This window comes from Mycoplana dimorpha (assembly GCF_003046475.1).
Taxonomy (GTDB): domain Bacteria; phylum Pseudomonadota; class Alphaproteobacteria; order Rhizobiales; family Rhizobiaceae; genus Mycoplana; species Mycoplana dimorpha.
The window spans coordinates 426,594-446,831 of sequence record NZ_PZZZ01000001.1 but is presented as its reverse complement, the minus strand read 5'-3'; the positions used below and the strand labels follow the sequence as shown (position 1 = coordinate 446,831).

General features: G+C 66.0%; 23 protein-coding genes. 8 read left to right on the top strand and 15 right to left on the bottom strand.

The features are described from left to right. Positions 1-7: 7 nt before the first annotated feature. The 5 genes from C7449_RS02080 to C7449_RS02060 all read left to right on the top strand — a co-directional run bounded on the left by C7449_RS02080 (position 8) and on the right by C7449_RS02060 (position 3,913). A complete protein-coding gene (locus C7449_RS02080; RefSeq protein ID WP_108001102.1) occupies positions 8-796 on the top strand; it encodes a hypothetical protein in 789 nt (262 codons plus the stop codon). Positions 797-922: 126 nt separating this feature from the next. Continuing rightward, positions 923-1,765, top strand: coding sequence for a CAF17-like 4Fe-4S cluster assembly/insertion protein YgfZ (gene ygfZ, locus C7449_RS02075; protein WP_108001101.1), 843 nt, complete (start codon positions 923-925; stop codon positions 1,763-1,765). Next, entirely contained in the window at positions 1,762-2,397 is a 636-nt protein-coding gene (locus C7449_RS02070) for a YfbR-like 5'-deoxynucleotidase (RefSeq protein ID WP_108001100.1), read from the top strand. The genes ygfZ and C7449_RS02070 overlap by 4 nt, the downstream gene beginning before the upstream one ends. Then, positions 2,394-2,945, top strand: a complete 552-nt coding sequence (locus C7449_RS02065; RefSeq protein ID WP_108001099.1) for a tyrosine phosphatase family protein — start codon at positions 2,394-2,396, stop codon at positions 2,943-2,945. Before C7449_RS02070 ends, C7449_RS02065 begins: the two co-directional genes overlap by 4 nt. Then, a complete protein-coding gene (locus tag C7449_RS02060) occupies positions 2,942-3,913 on the top strand; it encodes an NUDIX hydrolase (RefSeq protein ID WP_108001098.1) in 972 nt (323 codons plus the stop codon). Before C7449_RS02065 ends, C7449_RS02060 begins: the two co-directional genes overlap by 4 nt. A gap of 19 nt (positions 3,914-3,932) precedes the next feature. Here C7449_RS02060 and C7449_RS02055 read toward each other — a convergent pair whose 3' ends face one another. The 12 genes from C7449_RS02055 to recO form a co-directional block, all read right to left on the bottom strand. Next, the gene (locus C7449_RS02055; RefSeq protein WP_108001097.1) at positions 3,933-4,445 is read right to left on the bottom strand and encodes a superoxide dismutase family protein; all 513 of its coding nucleotides are present in this window, start codon (positions 4,443-4,445) and stop codon (positions 3,933-3,935) included. A 92-nt stretch (positions 4,446-4,537) separates the two neighbouring features. Beyond that, entirely contained in the window at positions 4,538-5,437 is a 900-nt protein-coding gene (nadC, locus tag C7449_RS02050; RefSeq protein WP_108001096.1) for a carboxylating nicotinate-nucleotide diphosphorylase, read from the bottom strand. Further along, a complete protein-coding gene (locus C7449_RS02045; protein ID WP_108001095.1) occupies positions 5,434-5,802 on the bottom strand; it encodes a type II toxin-antitoxin system RelE/ParE family toxin in 369 nt (122 codons plus the stop codon). Before C7449_RS02045 ends, nadC begins: the two co-directional genes overlap by 4 nt. Then, positions 5,802-6,059: a type II toxin-antitoxin system ParD family antitoxin gene (locus C7449_RS02040; protein ID WP_108001094.1), complete on the bottom strand. Its 258-nt coding sequence runs from the start codon at positions 6,057-6,059 to the stop codon at positions 5,802-5,804. The genes C7449_RS02045 and C7449_RS02040 overlap by 1 nt, the downstream gene beginning before the upstream one ends. A gap of 60 nt (positions 6,060-6,119) precedes the next feature. Next, a complete protein-coding gene (locus C7449_RS02035; RefSeq protein WP_108001093.1) occupies positions 6,120-7,718 on the bottom strand; it encodes an L-aspartate oxidase in 1,599 nt (532 codons plus the stop codon). Positions 7,719-7,845: 127 nt separating this feature from the next. Then, positions 7,846-8,922: a quinolinate synthase NadA gene (gene nadA / locus C7449_RS02030; RefSeq protein ID WP_108001092.1), complete on the bottom strand. Its 1,077-nt coding sequence runs from the start codon at positions 8,920-8,922 to the stop codon at positions 7,846-7,848. A gap of 169 nt (positions 8,923-9,091) precedes the next feature. Beyond that, the gene (locus tag C7449_RS02025; RefSeq protein ID WP_108001091.1) at positions 9,092-10,321 is read right to left on the bottom strand and encodes an MFS transporter; all 1,230 of its coding nucleotides are present in this window, start codon (positions 10,319-10,321) and stop codon (positions 9,092-9,094) included. A 161-nt stretch (positions 10,322-10,482) separates the two neighbouring features. Next, complete coding sequence (locus tag C7449_RS02020) at positions 10,483-11,328, bottom strand: MOSC domain-containing protein (protein ID WP_108001414.1); 846 nt, start codon at positions 11,326-11,328, stop codon at positions 10,483-10,485. 81 nt (positions 11,329-11,409) lie between these two features. Beyond that, complete coding sequence (locus C7449_RS02015; protein WP_108001090.1) at positions 11,410-12,489, bottom strand: acyltransferase family protein; 1,080 nt, start codon at positions 12,487-12,489, stop codon at positions 11,410-11,412. A gap of 72 nt (positions 12,490-12,561) precedes the next feature. Then, positions 12,562-15,561: a DUF2339 domain-containing protein gene (locus C7449_RS02010; protein ID WP_108001089.1), complete on the bottom strand. Its 3,000-nt coding sequence runs from the start codon at positions 15,559-15,561 to the stop codon at positions 12,562-12,564. Between the two features lie 94 nt (positions 15,562-15,655). Further along, entirely contained in the window at positions 15,656-16,165 is a 510-nt protein-coding gene (locus C7449_RS02005) for a PaaI family thioesterase (protein WP_108001088.1), read from the bottom strand. Then, complete coding sequence (gene recO, locus C7449_RS02000) at positions 16,162-16,917, bottom strand: DNA repair protein RecO (protein ID WP_108001087.1); 756 nt, start codon at positions 16,915-16,917, stop codon at positions 16,162-16,164. Before recO ends, C7449_RS02005 begins: the two co-directional genes overlap by 4 nt. Positions 16,918-17,124: 207 nt before the next feature. Between recO and C7449_RS01995 the strand changes: the two genes are divergently transcribed. After that, positions 17,125-17,853 (top strand): L,D-transpeptidase, encoded by a 729-nt coding sequence (locus tag C7449_RS01995; protein WP_170115764.1) that lies wholly within the window; start codon positions 17,125-17,127, stop codon positions 17,851-17,853. A gap of 41 nt (positions 17,854-17,894) precedes the next feature. On the opposite strand, the gene C7449_RS01990 is transcribed toward C7449_RS01995, so the two are convergent. Beyond that, a complete protein-coding gene (locus tag C7449_RS01990) occupies positions 17,895-18,257 on the bottom strand; it encodes a hypothetical protein (protein WP_108001086.1) in 363 nt (120 codons plus the stop codon). 14 nt (positions 18,258-18,271) lie between these two features. Next, positions 18,272-18,760, bottom strand: coding sequence for an SRPBCC domain-containing protein (locus C7449_RS01985; protein WP_108001085.1), 489 nt, complete (start codon positions 18,758-18,760; stop codon positions 18,272-18,274). A gap of 73 nt (positions 18,761-18,833) precedes the next feature. Here C7449_RS01985 and C7449_RS01980 point away from each other — a divergent pair, with 73 nt between their 5' ends. Next, positions 18,834-19,157 (top strand): ArsR/SmtB family transcription factor, encoded by a 324-nt coding sequence (locus C7449_RS01980; protein WP_108001412.1) that lies wholly within the window; start codon positions 18,834-18,836, stop codon positions 19,155-19,157. 105 nt (positions 19,158-19,262) lie between these two features. Here the strand turns inward: C7449_RS01980 and C7449_RS01975 are convergent, their stop codons facing one another. Beyond that, entirely contained in the window at positions 19,263-19,502 is a 240-nt protein-coding gene (locus C7449_RS01975) for a hypothetical protein (protein ID WP_108001084.1), read from the bottom strand. Positions 19,503-19,743: 241 nt separating this feature from the next. Between C7449_RS01975 and C7449_RS01970 the strand changes: the two genes are divergently transcribed. Next, on the top strand, positions 19,744-20,226 hold the full coding sequence (locus C7449_RS01970) for a methyltransferase family protein (protein WP_108001083.1): 483 nt from the start codon (positions 19,744-19,746) through the stop codon (positions 20,224-20,226). Positions 20,227-20,238: the final 12 nt, after the last annotated feature.

Here is a 20,238-nt window from a genome sequence, read left to right as displayed (position 1 = left end):
AACGACAATGCACAGGTTCTCAGCGCGCATCAGGCTGCTTCGCGGCAGCGTGTTCGCCGTCTCGATTTTCTTGGCGGGCACGGGGACCTTCGTAACAACCAGGCCCGCCTTCGCGCTTAGCGAACTGCAGCAGATTCAACGTCAGCAGAGCCAGGACAAGGCGGTGGATCATCCGCCGGCCGATAGCGCCGCCCAGGCGGAAACGCCGCCGGACGAGGGCGAGCGCCGGCTGCAGCTGCCGCTGCCTGATCCGCTGATTCGCAAGGACGCAGCGGAGCAGCAGGCCGTCGAACCGGTCACGGAAAAGAACGTCAGCGAGCCCGAGGCGCCGGTCGAGGTGCTCTACGATATCGACAAGGCCCCTGCCCCCGTTCGCCGCATGCGCGAACTGATCGTCGAAGCGGCGGCTTCCGGCGACATGGAGCGCCTGCGTCCGCTGCTCGGCAAGGGGCAGACGCAAACACAGGTCTCCGTCGCCGAAGGCGACGACGATCCGGTGACAACGCTGAAGGGCCTCTCCGGGGATTCGGAAGGAATCGAGATCCTGGCGATCCTGCTCGACGTGCTGGCGACCGGATTCGTCCGGGTCGACGCCGGCACGCCGAACGAAATGTATGTCTGGCCGTACTTTGCCGAGAAGTCGCTGGATGCGCTCTCGCCCCCGGAAAGGGTGGAACTGCTGCGGATCGTCACCGCCGGCGACTTCGCCGACATGCAGGAATTCGGCGGCTACAATTTCTACCGCGTCGGCATTGCACCCGACGGCCAATGGAAGTTCTTCGTCGCCGGGGATTGAGGCGCGGCAATTCCGGCCGGTCGGCCCATGCGGGCTGTCCGCATGGACTTGCGCGGCGCGCACCGGCATTCTACCTCTGCTTCCAAGACCGTTTCGGCGCCTTGCGCCCTCTGGAGCACTGGACCTATGCCCGCCGTCACCCTTCCCGGACGCGCCTATTTTTCCGTCACCGGCAACGATGCCGAGGATTTCCTGCAGGGCCTGATCACCACCGACATGCCCTCGCTGCCGGCCGGCGAGGCACGCGCCGGCGCCCTGCTGACGCCGCAGGGCAAGATCCTCTTCGACTTTCTTGTTAGCCGCTTCCCGTCCGGCGGTTTTGTCATCGAGACAACCGAGGAACAGCGCGACTCGCTGATCAAGCGGCTCACCATGTACAAGCTGCGCGCCGCCGTCGAGATCGCGCCGCTCCCGGGAACACAGACGATCGTGTCCTGGGGCGACGGCGCCGAGGGGGTTGCGGACGGGCGCTTCGCCAAGGCCGGCCAGACGGTGCTGCGCAGGCGCGGAAGCGGCGGCACCGACGCGACAGCTACCTACGATGCGCTGCGGATATCCTGCGGCATCGTGGAATCCGGACGGGACTACGCCCTTTCGGACGCCTTTCCGCACGATGTCCTGCTCGATCTTTCGGGCGGGCTGTCGTTCCGCAAGGGCTGCTATGTTGGGCAGGAAGTGGTGTCGCGCATGCAGCACCGCAGCACCGCCCGGAAGCGGCCGGTGATCCTGCGGGCCGACGTGCCGCTGCCGGCCGCAGGCACCGAGATCAGCGCCGAGGGCAAGGCGATCGGCACGCTTGGCACCGTGGCCGGAAACGACGGGCTCGCGATCATCCGGATCGACCGTGCGGCGGAGGCCATGCGAGCCGGGGCGCCGATCCTCGCCGGCGACGTCGAGGTCTCAGCCCGCCTGCCGGAATGGACGAGCCTTTCGTTTCCCGGTGACGAGACAGAGGCGCCCGGCCCATGAGCGGCGCGGCCCGACCGAAGACCGAGCCTCGCGCCTGGCAACGGATGCTGTCCGGGCGCAGACTCGATCTTCTGAACCCTTCACCGCTCGACGTGGAGCTGTCCGACATCGCCCACGGACTGGCCCGCGTCGCTCGTTGGAACGGCCAGACCTCCGGCGACCATGCATTCTCCGTCGCCCAGCACTGCCTGCTCGTCGAGACGATCTTCCGCCATCAGAACCGCGGCACACCCGATGAATGCCTGATGGCACTGCTGCACGATGCGCCGGAATATGTGATCGGCGACATGATCTCGCCGTTCAAGGCGGTCGTCGGCGGCGGGTACAAGACGGTCGAGAAGCGTCTCGAGGCCGCGGTGCATCTGCGCTTCGGGCTGCCGGCCGAAACGCCGCGGCTGCTCAAGGAGAAGATCAAGCGCGCTGACCGCACCGCCGCCTTCTTCGAGGCGACCGCGCTGGCCGGCTTCTCGCATGCCGAGGCGGCAAAGTTCTTCGGCGAGCCGCGCGGCATCACGCTCGACATGCTGCCGATCGCCCCGATTCCTGCCGTCGACGCGCAACGCCGCTTCGCCGAGCGCTTCGAGACGATCGAGGAAGAGCGCGCCGGCGCGCAGAAGACGAGGCAGGCATGAGCACCATCGTGGTCGCCCCACTGTCGCGGATCGCCGAAATGGCGGTACGGAACCGCTGTCGGGAGATGATCAGCCTCGTGGCGCCGAAGCAGGATTTTCACCGCCCGGCGGTGATCGATCCGTCCCGGCACCTCCTCCTCGGCGTCAACGACATCGCCTTTGCCGGCACCGGCGGGCTGGTCGCGCCACAGGAGGCGCATGTCGCGGCGATCATCGCCTTCGCCCGGAACTGGGACCGCGCGGCCCCGCTCCTGATCCATTGCATGATGGGAGTGTCGCGGTCGCCGGCCGCAGCCCTGATCGCTGCGCTCGCCGTCGAACCGGAGCAGGAGGATGAGGCACTGGCCGCCCGCCTTCGCGACGCCTCGCGGCAGGCCACACCGAACAGCCGCATCGTCGCCATCGGCGACGCACTGCTATCGCGCGGCGGCCGGCTGGTGCGGGCGATCGAAAAGATCGGCCGCGGCGCCGACTATGTCGGCGACCAGCCGTTCGCGTTCACAGTTGCCCCGCAGCCGACGCCCGTCGGCGCAGGAGATCGCCTATGATCGTCCAGCCACCCTCGCCCCCGGTTGAGATCGGCCTCAATGCGGCGGTGGTGGCGATCTTCAACCGCGGCCCGGCCATCCTCACCCTAAATGGCGGCTCGGAGGCGCGCGACGCCCTGCCATTCGGCCCGTTCGATCCGACCCGATACCGCACCTTCGAGACCAGCCTGCGCGCCAGCGTCGAGGAACAGACGGCGCTGAAGCTCGGCTATATCGAGCAGCTCTACACGTTCGGCGACCGCGGCCGGCAGAAATCGCCCGATGAAGCCGGCACACACATGGTCTCGGTCGGCTATCTGGCGCTGACCCGCATGGACATCGAGGCGACCGAACGGCTCGAAGCGGCGGGCGCCCACTGGTGCGACTGGTATGACTTTCTGCCCTGGGAGGACTGGCGCAACGGTCGGCCGGCGATCCTCGACAAGACGATCATTCCCGCCCTGACCGAATGGGCGGCAATGTCCGCGGCCAGGGACAGCGGCTCGCTGCCCGGCCGCAGGACGCGGCTGCGGATCGCCTTCGGCCTCGACGACTTCCCCTGGGACGAGGAGCGCGTGCTGGAACGCTACGAACTGCTCTACGAGGGCGGCCTTGCGGCCGAATCGGTCACGGACGGCCGGGCGCCCGATGGCAGGCCGGCAGTCGGCGTCGCCATGCGTCATGACCACCGCCGGATTCTCGCCACCGCCGTCGCGCGGCTGCGCGGCAAGATCAAGTATCGGCCGGTGATCTTCGAGCTGATGCCGGCCGAGTTCACGCTGACCGAACTGCAGGCGACAGTCGAGGCAATCTCCGGGCGCCATTTGCACAAGCAGAACTTTCGCCGCCTGGTGGAGGGGGCGGAACTGGTCGAACCGACCGGCGGCTCCTCGGCGGCGACCGGCGGCCGTCCAGCTGCCCTCTTCCGTTTCCGCCGGCAAATCTTAGAGGAACGACCGGCGCCGGGACTGAAGGTGGGTGGCCGATAGGCCCAAGCCACAGCCGCCTTTATTTGATCACGGCGCAAGCGATCCGGTCGCCCGAGCCGCCGGCGGGATCTGTGCGGTAGTCGTCGGAACCGGAGTGGATGACGATCGCCCGGCCGCGAATGCCGGTTTTTTCGTCGTCGAGGCGAACCGCCGCGTTGAAGACCTGTGCCCGCAGGATGCCGTCGTCGGAGACATACTGATTCGGCATATCACCGGCATGCGGGCCGCCGGCGGCGAGGAAGCCGTGGACCTTGCCGTCCGGGTTGAAGTGGGCGCCCGCGGACTTGTGGCCAGTGGTCGGGTCGCAGGTGCCGGTCTCATGAATATGCAGCGCCACCCATTTGCGCGGCGGCATGCCGGACAGCTCGATCTCGAACAGCACGCCGCCATCGGTCTCGGTCAGCGTGGCACGCCCGCTCTCGGTGCCGCCAAGCCCAAGGAAATCGGCCTCGGCGGTATTGCTCTGCTGGGCGAAGGCTGAAGCGGAAAAGAGGAGAGCCGCTGCAAGCGGCACGCAAGAAATTCGGATCATCTGACGTCCTTTCCCATCTCAAGTGGCGTCAGGACATCAACTCTCCCGTCGGCTGCATGTTCCTCGCTGCGCCGAAGCAAACCCGCCGGCGACTACCGCACCACGACGTCCAGCCCGATGTCCAGGGTTGGCGCAGCCATCGTGATCTTCGAGGTCGAGATGTAGTCGACGCCGGTTTCGGCGATCGCGCGGATCGTCTTCAGGTTGACGTTGCCTGACGCTTCCAGTTTCACCCGGCGCGGGTCGCCAAAATAGGTTTCCTCCGAAAGGCCGGCACAGTCGCAGTTGATCTCGACGGCGCGGCGCAGGAGTTCGGGGACCATGTTGTCGAGCAGGATCACGTCCGGCGCGGCCTCCAGCGCCTCCTCGAGTTCCTCGAGCGTCGTCACCTCGACCTCGACCTTGACCAGATGGCCGGCGAAGTCACGGGCGGCACGGATCGCCCCGGTGACGCCGCCAGAAACGGCGATGTGGTTGTCCTTGATCAGGATCGCGTCGTCGAGGCCGTAGCGATGCGACGAGCCGCCGCCCATCCGCACCGCATATTTCTCCAGCGCCCGCAGCCCCGGCATGGTCTTGCGCGTGCAGCAGACCTTTGCATTGGTGTGGGCAATCTCATCGGCGAAGGCGGCCGTGTAGGTGGCAACCCCGGACAAGTGCATCAGAAAGTTCAGCGCCACGCGCTCGGCCGAGAGCACAGCGCGGGCCGGACCCGAGACGCGGGCGAGCACCGCGTCGGCTGCGACCCGGTCGCCATCCCTCACCAGCGCCTCGAAACGGACGGAGGGGTCCATCAGCCGGAAGGCGGCGGCGGCGAGCTCCATGCCGGCGATCACGCCGCTTTCCCGCACGTTCAGTTCCGCCGTCGCGGTCATCTCCGGCGCGATCGTCGCCTGGCTGGTGATGTCGCCGGCGCGGCCAAGATCCTCGATCAGCGCGGCGCGCACCTGCTCCTCGATCAGCAGCGGCGAAAGTACGGGAAGGTGGGTCATTTATCTCGTTCCTGCTTTGCATCTCGCCGCACCGCATCGACGAGCCGCGTCCTTGGCTCCATGCGTTCATGGAGCACGCGCAACACGACCACGTCATGAGCGTCGCCGACGAGGTGATAGTAAATGATGTGGGAGGCGGCATGCCTGTTTTTCGCCGCGTGAGACAGGTGCATAGAACGGACAGCGGGCGCCAGCTCGTCGCGGGCGCGCGATGACGGTCGCAACGGCGCTTCCGCCAGCATGTCCAATCCTTTCTCGATCAGGGACGCGTAGCGCATCGCCTGCTCGGCTCCGAACGCTCCCAGCGTGTAGCGAGCGATCTCCGTAAGATCCCGCTCGGCCTCCTTGGTGAGGCGCCAGACCATCAGTCGCCCGCGGCAACCGAGGCGAAGATCTCGCTTACTGAACGCTGCGAGAACTCGCCACGATCCGATTGGGCAAGCCCTAGTTCCACAGCGTTGCGCAAGACGGCAAGTTTAACCGCCTCGCTTTCGCGCTCGTCGCGCATGAGCCGAAGCGCGTCCCGCACCACTTCGCTCGCCGAGACATAGGAACCGCTCGCGACCGCTTCCTCGATGAAATCGGCGAATTCGGGGGTGAGGCTTACATTCAGCGTCGGCATAGCATTCCTCTCGTCGCCGACGACTCTATCGCCGCCTCGGTAATTGTCAAATTTTGCCAATTATGCAGCCGCCGTCTCCATCAGTTCGGCAACGACTTCGTCGGCCTGGGCAAGCGTCATGTAGGTGCGGTGCTGCCATTCCTTGCGCTGCTCGGGGAAATCGGAGCGGAAGTGGCCGCCGCGGCTTTCCTCGCGCAAGTATGCGCCGACCGCGATCAGCTTGGCAGTGGTGACGATGTTGTGGAAGCGCATGCGGCTGTTGTCGCGCTCCAGAGCTGCGATGGCGCGGATCGCAGCCCGCAGACCGTCGCGGTCGCGGATCACCCCGACCTGGGCGCTCATCAGCTTGCGCAACGTCTTCAGCGCCGGACTGTCCTCGACCGTCACGAGATCGTCGCTCTCGCCGGCCTTCTTGCCCCAATCGCCGAGCTTCGGCTCCGGCAGCATGCCCTTGATGTTTTCGGCGATGCGGGCGGCGAAGACGACCGCCTCCAGCAGCGAGTTCGAGGCCAGGCGGTTGGCGCCATGGACGCCAGTGGAGGTGACCTCGCCGGCGGCCCAGAGCCCGTCGACCGAGGTCCGGCCCTCCGCATCCGTCAGCACACCACCCATGTGATAATGCACCGCCGGCACGACCGGGATCGGCCGGGCGACCGGATCGATGCCGGCAGCCTTGCAGGAGGCGTAAACGGTCGGGAACATCTCGGGGAAGTGCTTGCCGATCGCTTTTGTGCAGTCCAGGAACGCGCCGCGGCCGGCCTGGACCTCCGCGAAGACGCCTCGCGAGACGACGTCCCGGGGTGCCAATTCGCCGTCAGGGTGGATGTCGAGCATGAAGCGGTGGCCGGCGGAGTTGACGAGCTGGGCGCCGTCGCCGCGAAGCGCCTCGGTGGCGAGCGGCGCCGGGTCGCGGCCGATGTCGATCGCCGTCGGATGGAACTGCACGAATTCCGGATCGGCAATGATGGCACCGGCACGCGCGGCCATGCCGACGCCCTGCCCGCAGGCCTCCCACGGATTGGTGGTGACCGCATAGAGATGGCCGATGCCGCCCGAGCAGAGCACGACGGCGCGCGCCGGAAAGTGCACGCGGTTTTTCGACTGGCCGGAATCGGGTCTTGCGATGACACCGGAGACGAAGCGCCCTTCCCGCACCAGTTCCTCGACCACATAGCCTTCCAGCACCCGGATCGACGGGGTCTTGCGGACGGCTGCGATCAGCGCCTCCATGATGGCCTTGCCGGCCATGTCGCCGCGCACGCGCACGATGCGGCGCTCCGAATGGGCCGCCTCGCGCGACAGGAGGAGATGGCCTTCGAGGTCGCGGTCGAAGGGAACGCCATAGTCGAGCAGGTCATGGATGCGCGACGGCCCTTCCGAGACCATGAAGCGCGTCATCTTCTCATCGACGATGCCCGCCCCCGCCTCCAGCGTGTCGGCGACGTGCTTTTCGAAGGTATCGCCAGGGCTCATCGCCGCGGCGATGCCGCCCTGCGCCCAGGCGGACGAAGCGCCCTGGCCGATCGGCGCGGCCGCAAGAATGGTCACGGGGCGGGGCGCGAGTTTCAGCGCACAGAAAAGCCCGGCAAGGCCACCGCCGACGATGATTATGTCGTCGATGGCGTTCCATGATTGCGGTCGGAAACTGTCAACGGGCATTTCATTCTCCTCCGGCAGGCCGCATTGTCCCTCCCCCTTGTGGGGAGGGTGGCCCGAAGGGCCGGGAGGGGCTCAGGCGCGACCCCGTCCCCTCCCCAACCCCTCCCACAAGGGGGAGGGACAAACCCTATTGTTTCAAGTTCACCATCCGCTCGACGGCCAGGCGGGCGCGACCGGCGATCGCCGGGTCGACGACGACCTCCTCCGTCATGTTCACCAGACTGTCGAGGATCTTCGGCAGTGTGATGCGCTTCATGTGCGGACAGAGATTGCAGGGCTTGATGAAGTCAACATCCCTGACCTCGGCCTGGATGTTGGACGACATCGAGCATTCGGTGACGAGCAGCACGCGCGACGGACGCTTGTCCTTGACGTAGTTGATCATGCCCGAGGTCGAGCCGGAGAAGTCGCAGACGGCAATCACGTCGGGATGGCATTCGGGGTGGCCGATGATTTCGATCGACGGGTCGGCCTCCTTGTAGGCGAGCAGCTCGGCGGCGGTGAAGCGCTCGTGGACCTCGCAGTGGCCCTTCCAGGTGAGGATCTTTTTCTTCGTCTGCTTGGCGACATTCATCGCCAGGTATTCATCCGGGATGCACAGCACCGTGTCGCTGTCGAGGCTCTCGATGACGGCCAGCACGTTGGAGGAGGTGCAGCAGATGTCGGTTTCGGCCTTCACCTCGGCAGATGTGTTGACATAGGTGACGACCGGCACGCCGGGGTAGCGCTCCTTCAAAAGCCGCACGTCGGCGCCGGTGATCGACTCCGACAGCGAGCAGCCGGCCCTGGCGTCGGGGATGAGGACGGTCTTTTCGGGATTAAGCAGCTTCGAGGTCTCGGCCATGAAGTGCACGCCGCACTGGACGATGATCTCGGCATCGACCTTGGTGGCGTCACGCGCAAGCTGCAGCGAATCGCCGACGATATCGGCGACGCAATGGAAGATCTCCGGCGTCTGATAATTGTGGGCGAGGACGACGGCGCCGCGCTCCTTCTTCAGCCGGTTGATGGCGTGGACATAGGGCGCATAGACCGGCCACTCGATCGCGGGAATGAACTGCTTGACCCGCTCGTAGAGATGCTCGGTCTCGCGGGCGACCGCCGGCGTAAAGGAGAGGTCCGGCATGGCGAGCACGCCGAAGCGCTCCGCGGCGCTGCGCGGACCCGCGTGGCCGGCTTTCGCGGTCTGATCGACCTTTGTCATGAGCCTTGCCTTTCCCACCGCCTGCCGGCGGCACTTCTGTTTTGCTCAGATTGAGCATAACGCATGCCAATTAAAACCGGCGAAAGCCGGTCGGGCTGATGTAGAGATATTCAAACCAAGTTGCAAGATGATTGCCCGCCATTTCCGGCGGGCAATCTGTTTTGTGTGACTAGGCCATGGCCGGTCGGGCGACCGCCTGCTCGCGGATCGGCCAGTGCACGATCGCCGCGAAAATTCCCAGCGCCACGCCGAACCACCAGACCGGATCGTAGGTTCCGAATCGGTCATAGAGATAGCCGCCCATCCATACGCCGAGGAACGAGCCTACCTGGTGCGACAGGAAGACGACGCCCCCGAGCAGGCCGAGATGGCGGGTGCCGAACATGATCGCGACAAGCGCGTTCGTCGGCGGCACCGTCGACAGCCACAGCAGGCCCATGACGATCGCAAAGACGATCACCGACAGCGGCGTCTGCGGCAGGAGCAGGAAGGCGGTCACGGCAATGGAGCGGGCGACATAGATCAGCGCCAGGAAATAAGGCTTCGAATAATGCTGGCTGATCACCCCGGAGGCGAGCGAGCCGATGATGTTGAAGAAGCCGATCAGCGCGAGCGCGATCACCGCATAGCGGGCGTCGATGCCGATGTCGCCGATATAGGCGGGGAAATGCGCGGTGATGAACGCCACCTGATAGCCGCAGACGAAGAAGCCGGCGACGAGCAGAAGATAGCTCTTGTGGCCAAGCGCCTCGGTGAGCGCCTGGCCGATCGTCTGCTTGTATTCCGTCTGGCTCTGCGTGCCGGAGGAGGCGTTGCCGCGCAGCGGGATGGCGATGAGCGGAATGACGAGCATCATCACGCCGAGGATCACGAGACTGTCCGACCAGCCGTAGCTCGAGATCAGCCCCTGGCTGAGCGGGGCAAACAGGAACATCCCGGCCGAGCCGGCGGCCGTCGCGATCCCGAACGCCATCGGCCGCTGCGCGGGCGTCACGTTGCGCGCGAATGCCGAGAGGATGACCCCGAAAGATCCCGCCGCAACGCCGAGGCCGACGAGGACACCGCCGCCGATGTGAAGGGTCATCGGCACGGTGCCGAGCGACATCAGGAACAGGCCGGACGCATAGAGAAGCCCGGAGAGCAACAGCACGCGCCAGGTCCCGAAGCGGTCGGCGAGTGCCCCGAAGAATGGCTGGCCGAAGCCCCAGGCCAGGTTCTGCAGCGCCATGGCCAGGCCGAAGGTGGTCCGGTCCCAGCCGGTGTCCTGCAGCATCGGCAACTGGAAGAAGCCCATGGCGGAACGCGGGCCGAAGGTCAGGAGGGCGATGAGGCAGCCGGCGGAGATGATCAGCCAGGGCATCTGGTGGCGGCGGGCTGCGGTCGATGATGGGGCGTGCATGAGCGACTCCGAGTGAGCGAGCCGCGAAGATAGCGGCGGCCACCTATCCAAAAAAGTGAATTAAATTGAGCCCGCGATCAGCCAAGTTGATGGTTCGCAGCACCCCATGCGTTTCAGCGGTCGCGTCGATGACTGGCACGACCTGTAACATACTCAGTAGCCTAGGCCCGGGTTTTCATCGGCCAGCGCTCGCCGCGTCGTCCGATCACTCGCACCGGGTCGCCAAGGCGCAGTTCCCCCTCCCCGCGCGGGACCGCGTTCCAGCCGAAGAGCACGCCGGTGACGCGCCGGTCGGCGGACATGCGCTTTTCGGCCAGTCCCTGGATCGGATTGCCGCCGATGCGCTCGCCCGTCGTCTGGTCCTGCGTGGTCATGATGCAGCGCGAGCAGGGCTTGACGAGATCGAAGACGACGCCGCCGATCTCCACGGCCTCCCACAGATCCTCATCCCACGGTTCGTCATGGGCGATCAGGATATTGGTTCGGAAACGCTCCATGCCGACCGGCTCCTGCCCTTTTTCGACAAGCGTGCGGTTGAGGTCGGCGAGCGAACCAGTGGTGGTGATGAGGACGGGAAAGCCATCGGCAAACCCCACCGGTACCGGCCGGCCGGCCCACGTTTCCCCCTCGTTGCGGCTGGCGCGCTCGTCCATGTGAACGAGGCGGACGTCACGGCCGAGCCAATCGGAGAGCACCTTATTGGCAGCTTCGTCGGCGAGTGCCGCATCGACGCTGCTGTCCCAGACGGTGACCTGCAGCCGCCGGTCGGGAGCGAAGGCGGGCACGATCTCGCGCCCGTGCATCACGAGGCGAACCGTGCCGTCGCGAGGATAGGCTTCGACCTGCGCCAGGAGTGGAAATTCGCGCTGGGTGATGAACCGGCCGTCCGGGTCGGTCACCATGAACCGGCGATCATCCACAAACCCGTCGAGCCGAACCGACACTGCGGACCGCTGGATTGCCCGGCCGCTCTTGAGCGGATGGATGTTCAGGCCGGTAACGATCATTTCGTGGGGCTTCATCGCGGTCGTCCGGTTTTTCGAAGGAATTGCATAGCGGATAACGCCGCGGATCGGAACACCCGCACGCTAGCGTCGGGAGGCATTCGCGTCGGGCGCGCGCCTACCGGACAGCACGAAGGGCCGGCGCAGCATTTCCTGCCGCAGCAGACTGCCACGCCAGAGCGCGACCAGCTTCAGCCGGCAAGGCGCTTCGATGGCACGATGGCCGATCCAGGCGGCGAGGATCGAGGCGACCAGCGTCAGCGCCACCAGCAGCGGCGTGGGCATCATGCCGGACAAGCTCTCGCGCGTCAGGTACATCACCGGCACGTGCAGCAAGTAAAGTGAGAAGCTCGTCATGCCGAGGAAGCGCAGCGGCGGCGAGGCGAAAACGCGCGCGGTCAGCGGATGCTCGCGGGCGACCAGCGCGACGATCATCGCCGAGGCGAAGGCGGTGTGCAGCCCCCAGAAGGGTTCGGGGGGAACGGCCATGATGAATTTGGCGGCGAAGAAGACGGCCAGCAACAGGATTGCCATGACTCCAACCGCAGCGGACGGCTGGCGGGCGGCGATGAAGACGTGGATCCGCCCTGCCAGTACGCCGAACAGGAAATAGGGCAGCTTCGCATGCAGCAAAATGCCGGGGCCGGGAAAGCCGAGCAGGCTGACGACGGCAACGACGGCGAGAAGCGCAAACCCGATCGCCTGGTAGCGGCGCGGATCGCTGAGAAAGAGCCAGATCACCGGAAAGGCAACATAGAACTGGATCTCCGGGGGGACCGACCAGAACACCCCGCTTTTTCCAAGGAGAACCACGTGAAGCAGGAAATCCGGCAGTCCGGCAATCGGCTGCGGATAGGCGAGCGGCGGCACCACCGAGAGCAACGCCACCACGCAGACGGCGGCAAGATAGACCGGATAGATGCGCGCAAATCGGCTGACGAGAAAATCGAGCACGGTCTCGCGCGTTACTGGGCGGCTGCCGTAGAGATAGGCCATGAGAAAGCCGCTGAGGGCGAAGAACAGGCCGACCGCCTCGGTACCGATGTCGAGCCAGGGCAGCGGTCCCAGTTCGGGAAAGACCAGCGTGATGTGCGAGACGAGAACGACGGCGGCCGCAAATCCGCGCAGCCCGTCGAGACTTTCGATGTGATCTGGCCTGTCCATCCGTCCCCGCCTGCCCCGGTGACGCTTCCCGCGGGAGCCGGCGCATGATCGCTTCAACCGGTTGATGCAGCGTTAAGGGCGACGGAGGAAAAGCCGCGGCCTGGCCGAAGCGCTGTTATCGGCACTGCCCGACAGGAGCTTCTGGTAGAACAGGCCGATGCCGATCAGCACGGCGCCGAGCCCTATGAAGGAGAGCGCCCGCAGGATGCCCTCGAGATTGGCCATGTCGAACAGGAAGACCTTGACGACGGCGATCAGCACGAGCGCCGCAGACGCCAGGCGGACGCTCCTTGCCTCCAGACGCGACCCGAGCGCCAGCAGCCCGACGCCGAGCAGCAACCACACGACCGAATAGGTGTAGGTCTCGCCCTGCAGAAATCCTTTCCAGCTCGCGATGTTCTCGCCGTGCCAGTAACGGCGGACCGACAGCGAAACCCAGGCGAAGGCCATGATGGCGCCGCTGAGACCCAGCAGCGAAACAAACAGGGCGGGCCGCCGACCGCGTGCGTACCAGGCAAGGCCGGCGTAGGCGAGGCCCGGCAGCAGATAACCGATAAGAAGCAGGTTGAAGAACGGCCAGCGCCCGGTCAGTTCCCCGCTGAAGTAGGGGTTGAGCGCAAAGAAGTGCGCAGAGAGGATCGAGATCATCGACAGGGAGCCGACTATTATCGATCCGTAGCCAAAGGCCGCGCTCGGCGACCGCAGATCCAGGGTCATCAGAACGGCGGAGGCGCCAATTGCAAGCAGCGTGTAGATCGACTGTTCGCCGAGCGTCGGGACGGCGCTGTCGAGCACGCCGCCGGTCATGGCGTGACGAACCAGGATTGCGAGCGTCAGCAGCGCGAACAGGCTCGCAAGCGCCTGCAGCAGATTTCGCGCCCGCTGCCCCGGCCAGGCACGAAGCTCATAGGCGGCAATCGCCAGCATGACGGCCGGCCCGCCATAGCCGGCCAGCAACTGGTTGAACAGCGGCGTCTTCGACAAGTTAGCCGCGCCGACGATGGTCGGCTCCCACGCGATGCGGATCGCCACGACGACCGCGGCTGCCGCCATCATCCAGGGCAGCACAGGCCAATTGCGCACCCGCGTGGCAAAAACCATGGCCAGCCCGAGTCCGGCGACCAGGAGGGTCGTCACAACTCCGTCGGTGAGCGCGAAAATCGACAGGACAAGGAAGCCAAAAGCACCGGATACCAGAGCCCATTGCGGCACCGCTGACCCGGCACCGCGCCGAAGCGCCCGCGAGTAGACCTCGGCTGCCGCCAGATAGGCGAGACCGCAGGCGAGCGTGAACAGGCCGTGCTTCCAGTCAACGGACAAGTTTCCGAGCGCCGCGAAGCTCACGGCAGCAATGGCAACGGGGAAGAAAGCCGCAAGCAGGCTCCAGAGGGCCGCATAATCGGGCGCACGCTCCCTCCAGAGCCACAGGGCGGCCATCCCGGCGGCGGCAAGGCCGAGCGCGAGCAGGAAAAACAGGTGGACGAGGGATGCGGCAGACCCGGCCGGCCCCGGCAGCGCGCCGTCGAATCCTGAATTCTGTACTGGCACCAGCGCGTTCAGCACCAGATCGGTTGAGAAGCCTGCAAGGACCATGGTCCCGGACAGCGCGCAGAGGCCGCCCAGGATTGCCGGGGACGATGCCCAGCACCGCGCCGCTCCGAGTGCGGCCAGCGCCAGCATGAGTGCCACGAACCCGACTGCTGCCGATGGCGGCAGCGGATGCAGGATGGCCAGGAGGATCGCCGGAAGGACGGTAGCGACGGCGGCACTCAGGGCGATGGCCGCAGAGGCCGGAACCAGCGTCTCCTTCCACCTTGCGCGCCAGAATGCCACGTGCCGGCGTCCGCTGCCATCGGGGTCCAGCGCGCCGACCCCGGCGTCGTGGTCGATCCGCACGGCATCACCGGCCGCCGCTTCGGTCAAAGCCTGGTCCGTTGCCGTACCGGGGGCGACGGCCGCTGTCGAGGGTGGCACCTGATCCGGCGCGGCACCGGGCCAGACGACCGCCAGCCCCGCAAGCATGACGAACAGCGCCAGCGTCACCGGCAAGGTCTCGAGCGGCTCGGCGGCGCCGACATACAGGGTCGCCCACAGGCCGAGGCCAGCATTGGCGAGCGTTGGCACTGCCTGCCAGCGGCGGAGACGCGAGGCGACCAGCGTCGCAAGCCAGGCAAGAGAGAGATAGCCGAACAGCCGCCAGGGATCGGGTTCGGCCACCGAGACCAGCAGCGGCGTAATCATAGAGCCGAGCAGGCCGAGCCCCGCCAGCGCCTGGCCGTGCAGCAGCGACAGCGCCACCGTAGCCAACGCGATTACGGCAAGCAGCAGGAAGGCCGTAGGCGTGCCGAAATAGCCGTAGACGCCATGCGCAGCATAGGTCACGCCGAACAAGGTCAGCGCGCCGGCGGCGGTTAGGACGCCGGGAACCATCGCATTGCGGAAAGCCTCGCCGATCGCCGGCTGGGTCCGCCTTCGGACCAGTTCGCCCGCCGCGACCAGCAGCAGGCCGAAGAGCGCCGCCAGCGTCAGCCGAACGGCAGGGCTCAACAGGCCGCTCTCGATCGCGTAGCGGACCATGAAGATGCCGCCGAGCGCGAGCGCGAGGCCGCCCACCCAGACCGCCCAGCGAGCGCCGATGCGACTTTCGAGGCTCTCGCGGGCAACGACGTCGGCTGGCAGCGAGCCTTCGTGCGGGACTGATTGTGCAGCCGTGGCGCCGTCCATGGCCGCTGCGCCCTGCCGGGCAACTGCGTCTTCCCGGAGAGATCCGCCGGCCCCGGCGGCTACCGGCTCGCCCTGCTCTCCGGCGAGCGTCGACGCCACCGGCTGCCCGCCACGCACCGGCGACGAGGCGGCGGGGGCCTGCAACTCCCCACTCGCCACGCCGGCCGCTTCCTGCGTCCCGACCACGGCGGCTGCGGTTTCGCTCGGCATCGGCAGGCCGGCCTTGGCGGCTTCGAGTTCGCCTCGAAGTTTGTGAATCTCCTCAGCCAGTTGCGCCGTGCTCTTGCGACTGCGGTTCATCGTGGCAATCGCCAGCACGATCGCGATCAGCGCCAGAATTTCCGCCATGTCGTCTCCGCCTGCCCTGATTGCGGTGCCAATACCGCCCCCGGCGTTCGCCAGCAATCTTAAGCCGGGCCCTGGTTTTCCGAATGCTCCCGCTTCAGCGGCTCAGATTGGCGATTGGGAAGATGGCGCAGGTCTCCGTGCCGTGCGCCAACAGCTTGCCATTCCCGTCGCGCAACCAGGCCTCCGAAGTGGCGATGGTACGGCCGCGATGCACGACCCTGCCCTCGCAAAGCACCTCGCCCATCTCCGGATGTACAGGACGAACGAGGTTCACCTTGAACTCGATCGTCGTGTAGGCCTCGCCCGGCAGAGTGGTCGCGAAGACAGCGCAGCCGAGCGCCGAATCCATCACCGCCGCGGTCCAGCCACCGTGCACGGTTCCGAGCGGGTTGAGATGATGCCGGCTCGGAACGCCCTTGAAGACGACCCGGCCATCTCCGACCTCGGTCAGCGTGAAATCCAGCGTCGCAGCCAGCGGCGGCGCCGGCAACTCGCCGGCCAGCATTGCTTTCAGCACTTTCAGGCCGCCGTCGCGTGCGACGACATCGAGCGGCAACGTGCCGAAGCCGGCAGCGCCGAGCCTCGGATCGTGTTCGATATTCATGCGGTTGCCTCCGTTGGGGGATCGGCGGCGAGCGCCTTCAACGTCGCCTGGACGAAGCCGTCCCGCGCGGTGGAAAGGGTCAGGCCGCGCGGCTCGCAAACGTGCCGCTCGAGGAAAAAGGCGGTCAGGCGAAAGGCGTCCGAAAGGGCCTGGCGATCGGCGGCGCGCTTGTCGTCGGCGGCGAGAAAGGCAGGCAGCGCCAGCATCTTGCCGGCCCAGGGGGCGCCCGCATCGCGGCCGACGGCACGTCCCGATTTCGGCGATACGAAGGTGAGGTGCTCCGTCGCACCGGTCGCGGCGCAGCGGGTAAGATCGAGCCCGAAGCCGAGGTCTTCCAGCACCGCCAGTTCGAAGCGCACGAACAGTTCGCCCGCGTCGGCCGGCACATCGAGATGCTCCAGGATCACCCCGAGCATTTCGAACAGATGCGGATGCGGATCGCGCTCGGGCAGGAAGCGCAGCAGCGCGGCCATGGCCTGAACGCCGTATACGGCGATCGCCGTCTCCATCAACTGGCCGGCACGGAATTGCAGCGGCTCGACGCGAAACTCACCGATATGCTCGTCAAGCCTCGCCCGCCAGGTCACCGCAACCGAATTTCCGGGTTGCAGCACCGGCTGCATCGTCCGCGATCGTCCCCCACGGACGACGCCGAGGTGCCGGCCGTGCACGCGCGTCATCACCTCGGCGATCACCGAAGTCTCGCCGTGACGGCGCACACCCAGCACGATGCCCTCGTCGTTCCACTGCATGGCAAAGCCATACGCCCGGCAGGCGGCAGGGGCAAGCGTCACAGGCGCGGGCGGTCAGCCCGTCAATGCGTGACCTTTGCGCCACACCGCGCCATTGCATGGCCGCCTGCCGTACTTTCGCTTTCTTCCTGCCGCGCCACCGCCAGAATCGGCCCTAGAAAGGGCGGCAGGAAAAAGACAACAGGTCAGTCGTACAGGTCAGTCATTATGTGTGTGTTCGCCAGTCGTGCAGCCGTTCGGGCGCGTTCCATCGCCTTCCTCCTGCTTCCCCTCATGCTTGCTGGCTGCGCTACGTCCAAGCCAGTCCAGAAGGGGCCCGATCCGATGCACCTGGCGATGTACGGGGCGCAGCCGGAAGAAAAGTTCCCGCTGCCGGCGATGGACATCTCCGGAGTCGATCCGAAGTATTTCCGCCAGCAGGTCCCCTATACGACCAACGAGGTCCCCGGCACGATCGTCATCGATACGCAGAACCGCTTCCTCTACCTTGTGCAGGAAAACGGCATGGCGATGCGCTACGGCATCGGCGTCGGCAAGGCGGGGCTGGAGTTCGAGGGAACGGCGCGGGTCGGACGCAAGGCCGAATGGCCGCGCTGGACCCCGACACAGAACATGATCAAGCGCGAGCCGGAGCGTAACGCACAGTGGGCCGGCGGCATGGAGCCCGGCATCACCAATCCGCTCGGTCCGCGGGCGCTGTACCTCTTCGAGGGCGGCAAGGATACGCTGTTCCGCATCCACGGAACCTCCGAACCGTGGTCGATCGGCAAGGCAGTTTCAAGCGGTTGCATCCGTCTGTTCAACCAGGACATCATCGACCTCTACGGCCGCGTGCCGGTCGGCTCCCGTGTCGTCGTACTCCAGCACGAGGCGCCGCTGGACCAGCCGGTGCCGGTGGCGGCTGCCAACACCCTGGCCCCGTCCGCCGCCAACTGAGGCATGGTTCGGGGACGGCATTGCGCACGTCCCCGCCCCCATCACCAGGCGTCGGGCTCGCGCACCATGTGCACGATATTGGCCGGATTCATCACCCAGCCGCCGCGAAAGCCCGCGCCCAGATCCTCGATGGGATCGCAGCGGACGACACCGTTCTGCTCCAGATGGCCGAGGGCAATCTTGTGGTCGGGCGTGAAGAGCTCGAGCCAGACCTCCGCCTGGCTGTAGCCCGGCGCCTCGTCGATCCATAGCCGGTTTGGGCCAAGCAGGAAGCCTCTTGCCGGGGCCTTGTCGTCGAACGGCTCGAGCCCAACCACGTCGCGGTAGAAGGCGAGTGTCGCCTCGTACTGGTGCGAGGGAACCTTCATGGCGATGTTGATGCCGCCCTTGATCTCAGCCGCCATTGCAACCTCCCGCCTCAAGTGAAATCCTGCTGCTCGGAGGCGACGACGCCCTTGAGCTCGCTCGGGTAATAGCCCTCGCGCAGGTTGATGCCGTACTCGACATAGGCCTTCATGCAGGCAAGCATCTGCGACCAGCCCTCGCAGTTCATGTAGGACGATTTCTGCCCGCGCTCGTTCTCGCGCCAGCCGGTTTCTGCGATCGTGACCATCGTGCCGCCGTCGTCCAGCGGAACAAACCGCATCTCGACCCGCGTCTTGTAGGGCTCCTCGCCCTCATCGACCATCGCGTCCCAGCGAAACACGATGCGGGCGTTCTGCTCCACCTCGTCGACGATGACCGGGGCCATGCCCCACCACGTCACCGTCGTGCCGGCGACGAGCGGCGCGCTCGCCCCGCCGATGGTCGTGAAGTAGCCACTCAACTTCTGCGGATTGACCACCGCATCGAACACCTCCTCCACCGGCTTGCCGATGCGCCCGTTCACGCGAAATTCCAGCGTCATGCCGTCCTCCTTCGGAGCTCAAACGCCCTACGATCTTGTCTGCCGCTGAGAAATGTTATAAAAATATAACATGATGTCAAGCGAGCAGAGAGACGATGCCGTCTTCAAGGCACTGGCCAACGCAAAACGCCGGCAGATGCTGGACGCCCTGAAGGACGCGCCGCAGACGACCGGGTCGCTGTGCGAGACCTTTGCCGAGATGGACCGCTGCACGGTGATGCAGCATCTGAGGGTGCTTGAGGATGCCGGGCTGGTGATCGCCCGCCGGGAGGGCCGCGAGCGCTGGAACCATCTGGACGCCCTGCCGATCAAGGCGATTCATGACCGGTGGATCAGCCAGTATGCCGGCCACGCGATCAACGTGCTGGAGGCGTTGAAGGAAGAGGTGGAGCGATAGCCAGAGAGCCTCGACGCGCCATGCGGCAAACTGATCATTGCCTCCCTTGTTACGGCGAGCCCATGATCGAGCCACCGCTTCAAAGGCCGAGCGTTACGGCACCACCTACCGGCCCGACGGGCAGCGCGCACCGTAGATTTCGCTTATGGACGGCAGCAACGTCATCACCTCGCGCCGCTGCCGCTCGTCCAACGGCTCAATGTTTTCACTCCAGAACGCTTCGGCCTCCGGCGGTTCGCTTTCCCAGATGCGGGTGGTGACGTGGTTGTCATCGACCTTCGAGAGCCTTCGCCCGCCAAGACGAAGATACTGTGTCGCCAACTCGGCTGCATGTGTCTGTTCCATGACGCGCAACCCTCCATGATCACCCATCGTATCACCGCCAGCAGCGGGCCACTAATGGCAAATGCAGAAGGTCTCTTTTCACCGCACCTTAGCGGCGTGCCGAACCACGCTCCTGCCCGCGGTCCCGCACAGCCCGCGCCTTGCGCCATTCGGCGCGTGACACTGATTGCCAAAGCGGCCATTCATCGCGCCGGTTCAGCTATGGTAGAATGCCCGCGCGAACAGATCGGGGGGCGGCGGCATGGACCATACAAACGGGAATCTGCGCGACAACTCCGGTGCGGTAATCCGGCCGCCGATCGCCTGGGGGCTGGCGGTAATCGTCGGACTCACGCTCAACCGGTTCTACCCGCTGCCATTCCTGCCGTCAGGCGTGCCGGCCGGCTGGCTCGGCGGCATCGTGTTCCTGGCCGGAGTGGCGCTGCTGCTCTGGGCTGCGACGACCTTCCGCCGCGCGGGAACGCAGATCCAGACCACCGAGCCGACAACGACGATCGTCGACGCGGGGCCATACCGCTACACGCGCAACCCGATCTATATCGGCATGTTCCTCGGCTTGATCGGCCTCGCCGTCGCCTTCGACAGCCTCTGGCTCGTCGTCCTGCTGGTGCCGTTCTATCTCGTCATCCGCTACGGCGTCGTCGCCCGCGAAGAAAGCTATCTCGAACGGAAGTTCGGCGACGCCTATCTCGCCTATAAGGCGCGCGTCGGGCGTTGGCTGTAGCGGGAGGTCGTG

Coding starts and splice junctions, on each gene's coding strand:
- C7449_RS02080 (WP_108001102.1), top strand. CDS start 8: ATGCACAGGTTCTCAGCGCGCATCAGGCTGCTTCGCGGCAGCGTGTTC.
- ygfZ (WP_108001101.1), top strand. CDS start 923: ATGCCCGCCGTCACCCTTCCCGGACGCGCCTATTTTTCCGTCACCGGC.
- C7449_RS02070 (WP_108001100.1), top strand. CDS start 1,762: ATGAGCGGCGCGGCCCGACCGAAGACCGAGCCTCGCGCCTGGCAACGG.
- C7449_RS02065 (WP_108001099.1), top strand. CDS start 2,394: ATGAGCACCATCGTGGTCGCCCCACTGTCGCGGATCGCCGAAATGGCG.
- C7449_RS02060 (WP_108001098.1), top strand. CDS start 2,942: ATGATCGTCCAGCCACCCTCGCCCCCGGTTGAGATCGGCCTCAATGCG.
- C7449_RS02055 (WP_108001097.1), bottom strand. CDS start 4,445: ATGATCCGAATTTCTTGCGTGCCGCTTGCAGCGGCTCTCCTCTTTTCC.
- nadC (WP_108001096.1), bottom strand. CDS start 5,437: ATGACCCACCTTCCCGTACTTTCGCCGCTGCTGATCGAGGAGCAGGTG.
- C7449_RS02045 (WP_108001095.1), bottom strand. CDS start 5,802: ATGGTCTGGCGCCTCACCAAGGAGGCCGAGCGGGATCTTACGGAGATC.
- C7449_RS02040 (WP_108001094.1), bottom strand. CDS start 6,059: ATGCCGACGCTGAATGTAAGCCTCACCCCCGAATTCGCCGATTTCATC.
- C7449_RS02035 (WP_108001093.1), bottom strand. CDS start 7,718: ATGCCCGTTGACAGTTTCCGACCGCAATCATGGAACGCCATCGACGAC.
- nadA (WP_108001092.1), bottom strand. CDS start 8,922: ATGACAAAGGTCGATCAGACCGCGAAAGCCGGCCACGCGGGTCCGCGC.
- C7449_RS02025 (WP_108001091.1), bottom strand. CDS start 10,321: ATGCACGCCCCATCATCGACCGCAGCCCGCCGCCACCAGATGCCCTGG.
- C7449_RS02020 (WP_108001414.1), bottom strand. CDS start 11,328: ATGATCGTTACCGGCCTGAACATCCATCCGCTCAAGAGCGGCCGGGCA.
- C7449_RS02015 (WP_108001090.1), bottom strand. CDS start 12,489: ATGGACAGGCCAGATCACATCGAAAGTCTCGACGGGCTGCGCGGATTT.
- C7449_RS02010 (WP_108001089.1), bottom strand. CDS start 15,561: ATGGCGGAAATTCTGGCGCTGATCGCGATCGTGCTGGCGATTGCCACG.
- C7449_RS02005 (WP_108001088.1), bottom strand. CDS start 16,165: ATGAATATCGAACACGATCCGAGGCTCGGCGCTGCCGGCTTCGGCACG.
- recO (WP_108001087.1), bottom strand. CDS start 16,917: ATGCAGTGGAACGACGAGGGCATCGTGCTGGGTGTGCGCCGTCACGGC.
- C7449_RS01995 (WP_170115764.1), top strand. CDS start 17,125: ATGTGTGTGTTCGCCAGTCGTGCAGCCGTTCGGGCGCGTTCCATCGCC.
- C7449_RS01990 (WP_108001086.1), bottom strand. CDS start 18,257: ATGGCGGCTGAGATCAAGGGCGGCATCAACATCGCCATGAAGGTTCCC.
- C7449_RS01985 (WP_108001085.1), bottom strand. CDS start 18,760: ATGACGCTGGAATTTCGCGTGAACGGGCGCATCGGCAAGCCGGTGGAG.
- C7449_RS01980 (WP_108001412.1), top strand. CDS start 18,834: ATGTCAAGCGAGCAGAGAGACGATGCCGTCTTCAAGGCACTGGCCAAC.
- C7449_RS01975 (WP_108001084.1), bottom strand. CDS start 19,502: ATGGAACAGACACATGCAGCCGAGTTGGCGACACAGTATCTTCGTCTT.
- C7449_RS01970 (WP_108001083.1), top strand. CDS start 19,744: ATGGACCATACAAACGGGAATCTGCGCGACAACTCCGGTGCGGTAATC.